The organism is Streptomyces sp. NPDC093018 (assembly GCF_040684035.1).
Classification (GTDB): domain Bacteria; phylum Actinomycetota; class Actinomycetes; order Streptomycetales; family Streptomycetaceae; genus Streptomyces; species Streptomyces murinus.
On sequence record NZ_JBFBFF010000005.1, the window covers coordinates 299743 to 311808 of the forward strand.

The 12066-nt window shown below is 72.8% G+C and carries 12 protein-coding genes and 1 tRNA gene; 5 read left to right on the forward strand and 8 right to left on the reverse strand.

Annotation, left to right across the window (positions count from 1 at the left end; genetic code table 11):
• Positions 1-58: 58 nt before the first annotated feature.
• Complete coding sequence (locus tag AB0N90_RS14645; RefSeq protein ID WP_365196733.1) at positions 59-1201, forward strand: acyl-CoA dehydrogenase family protein; 1143 nt, start codon at positions 59-61, stop codon at positions 1199-1201.
• A 30-nt stretch (positions 1202-1231) separates the two neighbouring features.
• Here AB0N90_RS14645 and AB0N90_RS14650 read toward each other — a convergent pair whose 3' ends face one another.
• The 5 genes from AB0N90_RS14650 to AB0N90_RS14670 form a co-directional block, all read right to left on the reverse strand.
• Entirely contained in the window at positions 1232-1561 is a 330-nt protein-coding gene (locus AB0N90_RS14650) for a rhodanese-like domain-containing protein (RefSeq protein ID WP_365196735.1), read from the reverse strand.
• Between the two features lie 49 nt (positions 1562-1610).
• A complete protein-coding gene (locus tag AB0N90_RS14655; protein ID WP_361672153.1) occupies positions 1611-2423 on the reverse strand; it encodes a hypothetical protein in 813 nt (270 codons plus the stop codon).
• Between the two features lie 270 nt (positions 2424-2693).
• Positions 2694-4130 (reverse strand): DUF2252 domain-containing protein, encoded by a 1437-nt coding sequence (locus tag AB0N90_RS14660; protein WP_365196737.1) that lies wholly within the window; start codon positions 4128-4130, stop codon positions 2694-2696.
• Between the two features lie 249 nt (positions 4131-4379).
• Entirely contained in the window at positions 4380-4919 is a 540-nt protein-coding gene (locus AB0N90_RS14665) for a MarR family winged helix-turn-helix transcriptional regulator (RefSeq protein ID WP_365196342.1), read from the reverse strand.
• 218 nt (positions 4920-5137) lie between these two features.
• Entirely contained in the window at positions 5138-6658 is a 1521-nt protein-coding gene (locus AB0N90_RS14670) for an MFS transporter (protein ID WP_365196344.1), read from the reverse strand.
• A 507-nt stretch (positions 6659-7165) separates the two neighbouring features.
• Here AB0N90_RS14670 and AB0N90_RS14675 point away from each other — a divergent pair.
• A complete protein-coding gene (locus tag AB0N90_RS14675; RefSeq protein WP_365196347.1) occupies positions 7166-8158 on the forward strand; it encodes a LuxR C-terminal-related transcriptional regulator in 993 nt (330 codons plus the stop codon).
• A gap of 111 nt (positions 8159-8269) precedes the next feature.
• Entirely contained in the window at positions 8270-8782 is a 513-nt protein-coding gene (locus tag AB0N90_RS14680; protein WP_365196350.1) for a hypothetical protein, read from the forward strand.
• A gap of 14 nt (positions 8783-8796) precedes the next feature.
• Here AB0N90_RS14680 and AB0N90_RS14685 read toward each other — a convergent pair whose 3' ends face one another.
• Positions 8797-9045, reverse strand: a complete 249-nt coding sequence (locus AB0N90_RS14685; RefSeq protein WP_361672137.1) for a helix-turn-helix transcriptional regulator — start codon at positions 9043-9045, stop codon at positions 8797-8799.
• 273 nt (positions 9046-9318) lie between these two features.
• On the opposite strand from AB0N90_RS14685, the gene AB0N90_RS14690 reads away from it, so the two are divergent.
• Both AB0N90_RS14690 and AB0N90_RS14695 read left to right on the forward strand, forming a co-directional pair.
• Entirely contained in the window at positions 9319-9489 is a 171-nt protein-coding gene (locus AB0N90_RS14690) for a hypothetical protein (RefSeq protein ID WP_365196353.1), read from the forward strand.
• A gap of 422 nt (positions 9490-9911) precedes the next feature.
• Positions 9912-10730: a hypothetical protein gene (locus AB0N90_RS14695; RefSeq protein WP_365196356.1), complete on the forward strand. Its 819-nt coding sequence runs from the start codon at positions 9912-9914 to the stop codon at positions 10728-10730.
• Here AB0N90_RS14695 and AB0N90_RS14700 read toward each other — a convergent pair.
• On the reverse strand, positions 10727-11068 hold the full coding sequence (locus AB0N90_RS14700) for a helix-turn-helix transcriptional regulator (protein WP_361672129.1): 342 nt from the start codon (positions 11066-11068) through the stop codon (positions 10727-10729). The genes AB0N90_RS14695 and AB0N90_RS14700 overlap by 4 nt on opposite strands.
• 312 nt (positions 11069-11380) lie before the next feature.
• A tRNA-Leu gene (locus tag AB0N90_RS14705) sits at positions 11381-11464 on the reverse strand.
• Positions 11465-12066: the final 602 nt, after the last annotated feature.

A 12066-nucleotide genomic window follows, 5' to 3' on the forward strand; every position in this document is an offset into this window, starting at 1 on the left:
AACCTGTTCTATCTTGACGGCCCGTCAGTTGACGACCGCACCGTCGGAGGGACAGGCCGTGGACTTCACCTTCACCGAGGAGCAGCAGGCGGCGGCCGAGGCGGCGCGGGGGGTGTTCGCCGGTGTCGCGCCGGACGCGGTGCCCAGCCCGGCGCTGACCCCGGGCGCCGTGGCCGAGGGCCTCGACCGGGAGCTGTGGTCCCGGCTGGCCGGCGCGGATCTGCTGAGCCTGCTGCTCGACGAGGCGTACGGCGGCGCGGGCCTGGACGCGATCGCCCTGTGCCTGGTGCTGCGGGAGGCGGCGAAGGTCCTCGCACGGGTGCCGCTGCTGGAGCACAGCGCGGCGGCGGTGGTCGTAGCGGCCTATGGGAGCAAGGAGTCGGGGGAGCGTCTGCTGGAGCGGGCGGGGCGCGGGGAGCTGGTGCTGACCGTCGCCGCGAGCGGTCGCAGCGGCCATGAATCCGCCGAACTCGCCGTCACCGCGCGGCGAGAGGGCCCGAGTTGGGTGCTGGACGGGGGGCAGACGGCGGTGCCGTGGGCGTACGACGCGGATCTCGTCGTCGTACCGGCGCACATCGAGGGCGCGGCGGCCGGGGGGAGTGTGCTCGCGCTGCTGCCCCGGGGGCTTGACGGGGTGACGCTCGTCGAGCAGGTGTCCACCAGCGGGGAGCGGCTGGCCGAACTGCGGCTGACCGGGGCGCGACTGGAGGCGGGTGAGGTCATCGAGGCCGAGGGCGCCTGGGAGTGGCTGCACGCGCTGCTCGCCACCGGCACCTGCGCGCTGGCGCTCGGGCTGGGTGAGCGGGTGCTGGAGATGACCGCTGAATACACCGGCAGGCGCGAGCAGTTCGGGCATCCGATCGCGACCTTCCAGGCGGTGGCCGTGCAGGCCGCCGACCGGTACATCGATCTGCGGGCCATGGCGGCCACCCTGTGGCAGGCCGCGTGGCGGATCGCCTCCGGGGCGCCGGGCGCGCTGCCCGCCGCCGGGGATGTCGCGGTGGCGAAGATCTGGGCGGCGGACGGCGTCCGCCGGGTGGTGCAGACGGCGCAGCATCTGCACGGCGGCTTCGGCGCGGACACCGACTACCCCCTGCACCGCTATCACGCCTGGGCCAAGCACCTGGAACTGGCGCTCGGCCCGGCGGCGGCGTACGAGGAGCGGCTCGGCGACCTGCTGGCGGCGCACCCGCTCAGCTGACCGCCGATGGCCGATGGCCGTCGGGTGGGGTTAGAGCACGTGGCCCGGGCGGCCGTCGTCGGTGGTCACCGGGCGGCCCGCGGCGGCCCAGGACTGCATGCCGCCGTCGATGTTCACCGCGTCGATGCCCTGCTGTACCAGATACATGGTGACCTGGGCGGACCGGCCACCGGAGCGGCAGATCACATGGACGCGGCCGTCCTGCGGGACGGCCTCGGTCAGCTCGCCGTAACGGGCCACGAACTCACTGGTCGGGATGTGCAGCGCTCCCTCGGCGTGGCCCGCCTGCCACTCGTCGTCCTCGCGGACGTCCAGCAGGAAGTCGTCGTCCTTGAGGTCCGTGACACCGACGGTGGGCACACCAGCTCCGAAATTCATGACTCCGACGCTACCCGACGGCGGGCCTGGTTCAGTCCTGCGCCAGCAGGGCCGCCAGCTCCTCCTCACGCCGGGTGATGTCGGCGCGGAGCTTGTCGGCGATCTCCTCCAGCAGCGCGTCCGGGTCGTCGGGGGCGAGGCGAAGCATGCCGGCGATGGCGCCGTCCTCCAGTTCGCGGGCGACCAGGTTGAGCAGCTCCTTGCGCTGGGAGAGCCATTCGAGGCGGGCGTACAGCTCCTCGGCGGGGCTCGGGCGCCGCTCGGGCGGTACCGGACCCGCGGCCCACTCCTCGGCGAGTTCCTTCAGCAGGGCCTCGTCACCGCGGGCGTAGGCGGCGTTGACGCGGGTGAGGAACTCCTCGCGGCGGGTGCGCTCGTCCTCCTCCTGCGCCAGGTCGGGGTGGGCCTTGCGGGCGAGGTCGCGGTAGAGCTTGCGGGCCTCCTCGCTGGGCCGTACCCGCTCCGGGGGGCGTACCGCCTGGCCGGTGAGCATGGCGGCGGCCTCGGGGTAGAGGCCGTGGCCGTCCATCCAGCCGTGCATCAGCTCCTCGACGCCGGGGATCGGCAGGACGTTGGCACGGGCCTCCGCGGCGCGGCGCACATCCTCCGGGTCGCCGGTGCGGGCGGCCGTCGCCTCGGCGATCTCGGCGTCCAGTTCCTCCAGGCGCAGATAGAGCGGGCCGAGTCGCTGTTCGTGCAGCCGGGAGAAGTTCTCGACCTCGACGCGGAAGGTCTCCACGGCGATCTCGTACTCGATCAACGCCTGCTCGGCGGCCCGTACGGCCTGTTCGAGCCGCGCCTCGGGGCGGGGGGCGTGGGGTTGTTCGGCTTCCGGGGTGGTCACCCGCCCCAGCGTAGTCGCTGCGCTCGGCTTGGGGCCGGGGCGGAGGGGGCGGGGCCGGATCCGTGCCGGTGACGGTGGTGGCGGCTCGTCGTGAAGCGTGCGGATTCGTCGGCGGGTGCGGGTGCGTCGTGGCTGGTCGCGCAGTTCCCCGCGCCCCTTAGGGGGTTGCAGTGGCCCCACCCCGAGAAGGCAGAGAAGCCCTAGAAGCCCTAGAAAGGCAACAAGCCCAAGAAGATCGAGCAGGCCGGGAGGGTCGAGAAACCTTCCCGCTCACACACCCGGCTCGGCTGCCATGCGGCCCGTGCGTATCGCTGTGAGCAGGGCGGCGTGGTCGGACTCCGTGAGGTCGGCGTAGGCCAGGGCGAAGGCGGCGATGGCGTCGTCCAGCTCCTCGTTCTTGCCGCAGTAGCCGGCGATCAGGCGGGGGTCGGCGCTGTGGGAGTGGGCGCGGGCCAGGAGGGCGCCGGTCATGCGGGCGTAGTCGTCGACCTGGTCGGCGGCGAGGGCGGCGGGGTCGACGCTGCCCTTGCGGTTGCGGAACTGCCGCACCTGGAAAGGCCGTCCGTCGACCGTGGTCCAGCCCAGCAGGGTGTCGCTGACCACCTGCATCCGCTGCTGCCCGAGCACGACCCGGCGCCCCTCGTGCGCGACCGGTGGATTCTCGAAGCCGGCGGCGGCCAGGTGCGGGAGCAGCGCGGAGGGGCGGGCCTCCTTCACCTGGAGGACCAGCGGGTGCTCGCGGTGGTCGAGGAGCAGGACCACATACGAGCGGGTGCCGACGCTGCCGGTGCCGACCACGCGGAAGGCCACGTCGTGCACCGTGTGCCGGGCGAGCAGGGGGCGGCGGTCCTCGGACAGGGTCGTCAGGTACTCCTCCAGCGACGCGGCGACCGCGGCGGCCTCGCCGTCCGGTATCCGGCGCAGCACCGGCGAGGCGTCGACGAAGCGCCGCCCGCCGTCCGGGTGCGGCTCGGTCGACTTCGCCGCGAAACGGCCGCTGGTGTTGGCCCGCGCCTTCTCCGAGACCCGTTGCAGGGTGCCGAGCAGGTCATGGGCGTCGGCGTGGGAGACCAGCTCCTCGTCCGCGATGGCGTTCCACGCGTCCAGCGCCGGGAGCTTCGCCAGCAGCCGCATGGTGTGGCGGTAGGCACCGGCCGCGTCCCGCGCCGCGGCACGGCAGGTGTCCTCGTCGGCACCGGCCTCGCGCCCGGCCAGCACCAGCGAGGTGGCGAGCCGCTTCAGGTCCCACTCCCAGGGGCCGTACACGGTCTCGTCGAAGTCGTTCAGATCGATGACGAGGCCGCCGCGGGCATCGCCGTACAGCCCGAAGTTGGCGGCGTGCGCGTCGCCGCAGAGCTGCGCGCCCACCCCGGTGACGGGGGTGCGCGCCAGGTCGTACGCCATGAGTCCGGCGGAACCCCGCAGGAAGGCGAAGGGGGTGGCCGCCATCCGGCCCACGCGGATCGGGGTCAGCTCCGGTATCCGGCCGGCGTTGGACTCGACGACGGCGCTCACCGCGTCCGGGCGGGCGGCGTCCGGTTCGAGGACGGCGTGGTCGCGGCGCGGCACGCTCGTGCGCAGCGCCTTGCCCTCCTCCTTGGGCGAACCCTGCCGGGGCCACTCGGCGAACCCGCGCACCCGGGGCAGCCTGCGCGCCCCACCCTCAAGCCGCTCCCCCTGCTCTCCCTGCCGCAGCCCGCTCACCATGCCCGCACCGCTCCCGGCCACAGCGACCGCCTCCCCCGTACACATCGAGACGAACATCAACTCGGCACGACCGTACCGCCGCCGCCGGAATCCGTGTCAGCCCTGTGGACAACCCGGCGGCTGTGGAAAACCCGCTCGCCGACCCACCCGCTCCGCTCGCCGACCCACCCGCTCCGCTCGCCGACCCACCCGTCCCGCTCGTCTGTCGACCCGCCCGTCACGGACAACGCCGGTACCCCACCGGCCGGTTCACCGCTCCGGCGTGCTCTCTCCCGCCTCTCCGCCCAAGTTCTCGGCCAGCTGGAACAACGCGGGCAGGGCGTTGCCGATGGCCTCGCGGGCGTCGTCGTCCAGGGCGCCGAGCGCGGCGTCGATGCGGCGTTCGTGCGCCGTGGTCCAGGCCGCGAGCTTCTCGCGGCCCGCGTCGGTGAGGGTGACGACGGAGGCCCTGCGGTCCGCGGCGTCGACGTCCCGCGCGACCAGTCCCGCGCTGATCATCTGACCGATCAGCCCGCTGACCGTGCTCGGCGCCAGGCGGCGACGCGCGGCGAGGTCGCTGATCCGGGCGGGAGAGTGCTCGCCGAGCACCTGGAGCAGCTCGACCTGCGCCATGGGAAGCGTCTCCCACGGGTAGTCGGTACGGATCGAGGAGCGCAGCGCGCGGCGCAGCCGGGTCACGGCCTCGGTGAGCAGACGGGCCTCGGGCGCCTGGGCTGACCCCGCCCGGTCCGACCCCGCCTGATTGGCAGAGCCGGGAGCGGAGACGTCGGGGCGTGGCTGCGCGGACATGCGGAAAGCGTAGCCGGGCGACATCCGGAGACGGCCGGGCGTCCAGGGCTCGGACGGCCCCCGGCCCCGACCCCGTCGCCCCCGAGACACCCCTCCCGAAACCGGCCCCTCCCCACCGCCCCCTCCCCGAACTCCTCCCACGAGCGAGCCACATGCCCCACCTCGGCGAGCCCCCGCGAGCCCCCTCCGCACGCCCTCTCAGCCCCCGCACCGCCCTCTCACCCCTCCCGCATCCCCTCCTTCATCCGCTCCCGCGCCCCCACTCCCGCCCCCGCCCCCGCCCCCGCCCCCGGCCCGAACCAAGCCGCCCCCACCGCGACCACCGACGCCGCCACCAGCACCACCGCGGCCGCCCTGCTCCCGCTCAGCCAGGCGCCCACGCCACCGTTCCCGCCACCGTCCCCGCCACCCCCCGCCTGCAAGGCGAGCGTGACCAGCGCGACCCCGAGCGCCGTCCCCAGCCCCCGGGTCATGTTCACGAGCCCGCCGCCCGTCCCGGACGACCGCGCGGGTATCGCGCCCATGATCAGCGCGTTGTTGGCCGGGGTGAACACCCCCAGCCCCAGCCCGGTCACCGCGAGCACCGGCACCAGCTCACCGATCCCCGGCGGCACCACCAGCAGCGCGGTCAGTGCCGCCGTGAAGATCCCCGCACCGGCCAGGCACCGCCCCCGGTCCGAGAGGCGGCGCGGCAGCACCCGGTCGCACCCGGTCGCGGCCAGCGCGAACCCGGCCGGCAGCGCGGTGAGCACCAGCCCCGCCGTCAGCTCGGACACGCCCCGCGCGGTGAGCACGACGGGCACCAGCACCAGCGGCCCGAACAGCACCAGGTAGCCGCTCAGGGCGCCCACCAGGCCGTACGCCACCGCCCGTACCCGCAGCAGGGCGAGGTCCAGCAGGGGCGCGGCCGCCCGCCGCTGGCGTCGTACGAAGGCCCGTCCCGCCCCGGCCGCGATCAGGAACAGCGCGGCCACGCCCCAGCCGGGCACCGGCAGCCCGGAGGCCGCGGAGACGCCCATCAGGGCACCGGTGGTGGCCGCGGCCAGCAGCAGGAGACCCGGCCAGTCGAAGCGGGTGACCCGGGTACGGGCCCGGGTGCGGGGCAGCAGGTAGTGGCCGCCGACGAGCGCGACGACGCCTACGGGCACGTTCACCCAGAACACCCAGCGCCAGTCCAGGGTGGACACCAGGGCACCCCCGACCGTCGGTCCCAGGGCCAGCCCCAGGGCCTGCGCGGCGGCCTGCACGCCGAGCGCGCTGCGCATCCGCTCGCGCGGCGCGCTGGTGGTCACCAGTGCCACGCTGTTGGCCTGCATCATGGCCGCGCCGGCCGCCTGGACCACGCGGAACGCCACAAGAGCCCAGAGCGAGGGCGCGAAGCCGCAGGCCGCGGAGGCGAGGGTGAAGACCGCGAAGCCGTACAGATAGAGCAGTTTGCGGCCGTGGGCGTCGGCAAGGCGCCCCGCGGGCACCAGCAGCGCCACCAGGGCGAGCAGATAGGCCAGCGAGACCCATTCGACGGCCGCGAGCGAGGCGTGGAATTCGGTGCGCAGCCCGCCGTAGGTGAGCGTGACGATGCTGGCGTCCAGCTGGCCCATGAACGCGCCGAAGCACACCGCGGCCACGGCCAGCCACCAGCCATTCGGCCGCGCGCGGATCGCCTCGGGGCGGGGCCGCTCCGAGGTCAGCAGCGCGAGCCCGCGCCGTACGGACGGGTGCGGTCGCGTGTCGGTGACCATGCCTCCAGATTACAACGGTCACCGAAATACTTGGCTAGCGTCCTATCTCGATCATCACTCCGGGGGCGGCACCCGGCCCCTCTCGGGCGGATACCCGGAGAGCAGCGCGCGCCGCCCCCTAAGTGGCACCCGAGCAACCAAACCCCGAAAAACGCACTCACCCACCCCAGGAGCTGTCACCACACGTGCCACGCATCCCGGGCGGTGCGGCATGGCAGGAGGCCTGGACCTGCGTGCCCCGTTCCGGGGCCCCGTGGTGCGAGGAGGCCGTGCCGAGTGCGAAGACCGCCAACAGGCCGGTCACAGCGATGAGGAAGCGCCTCATGACGCGAACTCCGTTCCCTATACAAGGACGTTACGGTGATCTCAGTCTCGGAAAACTCAATCTCGTCCGCCAGGTTTCCGATGCCTCATCAAACGGCAAGGCAGCAAGGGGAGGACGGAGCGAACATGGACATAGCTCCTCATTGCCCACGATCGACCCCCGATGAACTCAAGTCGGAGTCAATGGAATTACGGGTCTACGCCTGGCTCGTCCGCAACCAGAGAGCGGGCGCGCACGACCCGGAGACCATCGCCCGCGAGCTGCCCGCCGACCTCGCCGACGTCCGGCGCGCCCTCTCCCGCCTCCTCGAGACCGGGCTGCTGGCCGAGGAGCCGCTGCCGGGATCCCGGCTGACCGTCGTACCCGCGGAGGACGCGGCGAGCCGTCGTACCGCGCCCCTGGAGGCGCAGATCCGTGAGCGCCAGGAGGCGATCGCGCACATCAGGAGCAGTGTCGACCCCTTCAGCCTGGTCTTCCAGCGAGAATCGCGCTCCTGGGGCGGCGGTTTCCAGGAGATCTCCACGGTGGCCGAGGTCCGCGACCGGCTCAACCGGCTCAGCGACGGCTGCCGTACCGAACTGGTCTCCTGCCAGCCCGGCGGCGGCTCCCGGGTCCCCTCGGCGATGGCCGAGGCCATGGGGCGCGACCGGGCGATGCTCGACCGGGGCGTCCGCATCCGCACCCTCTACCACCACACGGCGCGTTTCAACGGCCCGAGCCAGGCCTACGTGGCGGAGCTCTCCGCGCGCGGCGCGGAGTACCGCACGCTGCACGAACTGTTCGGCCGGCTGATCATCGTGGACCGGGAGACCGCGTTCATCCCCGCGCCCGGACACGACGGCCAGGGCGCGATCCTCATCAGCGAACCGCCGGTGGTGGCCTACCTGTACGACATCTTCGAACTGGCCTGGACCCACGCCAGGCCGTTCGTCGACGCCACCGGGCGCGCCATGGAGGCGGTCTCCAGGGAACTGCATCGCACGATCCTGCGCCTGCTCGCCGACGGCCTCAAGGACGAGGCGATCGCCCGGCGGCTCGGCATGTCGCTGCGCACGACACGCCGCCATGTCGCCGACATCCTCTCCGAGTTGAACGTGTCGAGCCGCTTCCAGGCGGGCGTCGCCGCGGCCCGTTCCGGGCTGCTGGAGGAGGGGGGCGGTCACGCGAACCCGTGACTGACGGTGCGCGTGTAGATACGGCATGCTGCACGAAAGGGTCTCCGCTTCCGCCCCTTTGGCGAGGAGCGCGGGACGGCCGCGAGTCACGACGACGATGGTGAAGCCTGCATGGTCTGGGGAAGTGCGTACGACGGCACGGACGTTCCGGAGTCCCAGGAGGCGTACGTGGAGGAGGTCGTACTCTTCCTCCGCGCCTGCACGGACCGTTCGCCCGCCCTGCTGTGGCCCGAGCACGAACCCGCCGTGTACGACACGACGGACCGGACCTCCCCGGCGTCCGACCGCCGGCTGTCCGCGTACCTCGCGCGCAGCCTGACGTCCGCTCTGGGCGTGCCCGTGCACGAAACCTCCGGCACGTCGCTCGACGGCCCGGCGACGGCGCACACCCTGGTGGTGCAGACCGCGGGCCGCACCCACTGGTCCGTCGCCACGGCGGAGGAGCCCGAACGGCCCCTCGTCCTGCCGCTGTTGACCAGCGAGGTCCTCTACCTCCCGCGTGGCTCCCGTACGACCGTCACCGCGGCCGCCGGCAGCCGGCTCATCTCCCTCTCCCTGGCCGCCTCGGCCCACGGGCGGGGGCTGGACCGCGAACCGTTCCGGACGGCCCGACGCCCCCACTGAGCCCCCGGGTCCGTTCAGCTCCGGTCCGTCTGGGTGTGCACATCGAACACCCCGCACCTGACCGCGGCGACGACGAGCTGCGAACGGCTCACCGCGCCCGTCTTGCTGCGCAACCGGCGCACATAGGTGTCCACCGTGTGCCGGCTGATGCCGAGCCGGCGGGCGATGGACGGGTACGTCTCCCCGTCGCACAGGGAGGCGAGCACCTCCCGCTCGCGGGGGGAGAAGTCGGGAGACGGCATCGTGCCGGCAGGCGAAGACATGGGGTCCCTCTCATTCGTCGAACGCGCTGGAAACGCACGGGGATCGCCTTTCCAGCATGCGAACCCCCGCCCCGCACCACCACATCCCCGACCCCTCAGCAAAGTGCGCGGCACCAAAGGGAGGGACAGACCCGCGACTCCGGGAGCGCGTTCACGTGACTACTGCCGCGGCCTCCGGGACGCCAGGATCTGGACCGCCGCCAAGGGCCCCCGCCCCCCGTCGGGACAGCCCCGCGGCAGTCACGTCCGCCCCCGAATTCCGGAGCAGATCTCATGTCCCTCGTCGGCCGCATCGCCGCCACCACCGTCCTCACCGCCGCCCTCTCCGCCCTGGCCCTCCCCGCCACCGGCTGGGCCGCCGCCCAGCCCGCGAGCACCGTCTCCCACACCGTCACCCCGGCCGGCATGTGCGACCTCGGCCACTGCATGCCCGAAGAGAAGTAACCGAACCCGCCCGGGTCCCCGACACCCCGGCATCGACCCGCCCGGCCCCAACGGTGAACTGCCTCACCGGCGGGGCCGGCCGCGTCGGCGCACACCCCCGTGCCCCCGCGACCCCATGCCCCCGTGCCCCCGTGCCCCCGCGACCCCCGCGACCCCATGTCCCCGTGGCCATCGCGTCGTAGCCACCCCATCGCGCCATAGCCACCACCTCGGCCATTTCCCTCCCCAGGATGGCTGGATCCGCACAGCCGGTGGGCACTTGCCGCCAAAGCCGTGCCACGTGTCCGTGGCGGGTGACATCATCTGCGGTACTCACCGCGGCCGGCCCGCCCGCCGCACGCGCGCGGTGGAAGGGCTGGGCGCGAACGCCGAGGGGGAGCCCGGCTCACCCCGAGGCAGGCAGAGGACGGCCCTCCCTGTCCATGCATGACTTGGGGCTGTTCATGACCTGGTACCACCACGGCTGGCTCGCCGAGTACGCGTTACCGGCCGCCTTCAGTGCCGGCCTCGCATGGATCGGCTTGGCCCGCAACGCGGTGAACAAGGGCCGGCTGCTGGGCAGCGGCCGGTCCGCCGGCCTGACCCTGGTGATCCTCGCCCTGACCGGCGCGGTCGGGATCGCCGCCGGAATGGCGCTCCCCCACCTGGCGAAGCTGCCGCCGCTCACCGCGGGCCTGGCCACCGGCGCCACGGCCATGCCGCGCAAGAAGCAGGACGACACGACCCAGCCCTACGTCAGGTTCATGACCCTCGGCATCGCCTGGTTCCGGGAGCGGCTCGAATACCGGATGCATCTCGACGCCTGCCGCTGGTGCGACCGCTTCCTGGACGGCTTCGAGAGGTCGACGCAGCTCCGGGTCTTCGTCTACGACCTCAGGAACTACCTGCTGGACCGGCATCCCACGCTCACCAAGACGGTCAACAACCTCTTCGACGCGGCGGACGACGCCATGGTCCACGCCCTCGACGTGCAGACGAAGACCGACGAGGCCCGCCGTGACGGCCGCTCACCCTGGCTGCGCGAGCCGACCGACGACGAGACCTATCGCTGCCGCAGCGCTCTCGGCGAGGCCCGCAACCGCTGCGGAGACCTGTTGCTGCACGCCTACGTGCACGGCCGCCGGACGGAACAGCCCGAACTCGAGGCCCTGCGGACCAAGGCACTGTCCGACGACGCCTTCCACAGTTCGCCCGTGCCTCGACCACGGCGACGGCTCGGCTTCCGCCGCAACCGCGTCTAGCCGACGCGGCGGGCGGCCACACCTCTCCCACGCAGCGGCACGGGCTCACCGCTGTGCACGGACACTCCCTCCGCGGCTTGCGCGCCACGGGGAGAAAATCTGATCTCCACATCGGCATCCAGCGCCTCCGCCAGTGCCGCCAACGTCCGCACGGTCAGGTTGGCGTCGCCCGACATGATCTGACTGACCCGGCCGGGGCTCACCCCCATCGCCTTGGCAAGGTCCGACCGGGACTTCCCCAGCCCCGCCAGCAACCCCGCGAGCGACGCGGTCGCCTGCCGCGCCAACTGGGCACCGGTTAACTCGGCACCGCCCTCGCTCCGACCGAAGAAGCTCATGGAACGACCCCCAACTGACCTCACCACAACGGTTGTTGCGGCTGTCTCCAGGATGCCACCTTTAGGTCTAGCTAAACACTCACTTCCAGCGGAAGTTGCCACGACCGTTTCGGCACAACTCCAATGGGCTACAAGGTGACTTCGGTCGGGCTACGACACATGGACATCACCGGGCGACACCGGGCGAGGGGACACCGACGTTCCAGGTCCTCGTCGCCGCCGTCGGCTCCTGAGACCTTCCTCACACGTCCGGGGCTCGCGGGAAAAAGAAGAAGGGCGGCATCGCCATCGCGATGCCGCCCATTCCTTCTGTGCGCGAGGGGGGAGTTGAACCCCCACGCCCTTTCGGGCACTGGAACCTGAATCCAGCGCGTCTGCCTATTCCGCCACCCGCGCATTGGGTGTGTCTTCCGGCTTCTGCCCTTTCGGGCTGGCCCCTTCCGACATGCAGAACATTAGCACGTCGTACGGGGTGGATTCACATCCCTTTCCCAGGGCCCCTGACCAGCCCGTCCACGGCCGGGCCCCGCACCGATCGGCCCCGGCTCGCCCCGTCGGGCAGGGCGCCGCCGACCGGGCGCCGTCCGCACGCCCCCCTCGCACGCCGTCCGCACGCCGTCCCCGCTCCGGCCGACCCCACGCCACCCCTCCCGCCTCCGCCCGCCCCCGGCGCCGCGCTCACCCCCCTTCCCTCACCTCGCCCCGCTCCGAACCCCAGCCGCGAACCCCCGCGCTGCGAACTCCCGCCGCGAACCCCCGTCCCGGCCGCCGCACCACCCCCGCACCGCCCCCGCACCGCCCCCGCACCGCCCCTCACCCACACCGTGACCGTCCCCACACCCGTGACCATCCGCACAGCGCCCGGCCGTTTCACCGCGTATCAAGGAGTCCCGGTTCACGTATCAACCTCGTACCGGTCCCGGCCATCTCCCCAGGAGAGGGGCGGGGGCGGGGCCCGGTGCGGGACACTGGTCTTCGCCCGGCTCTACGATCCATGC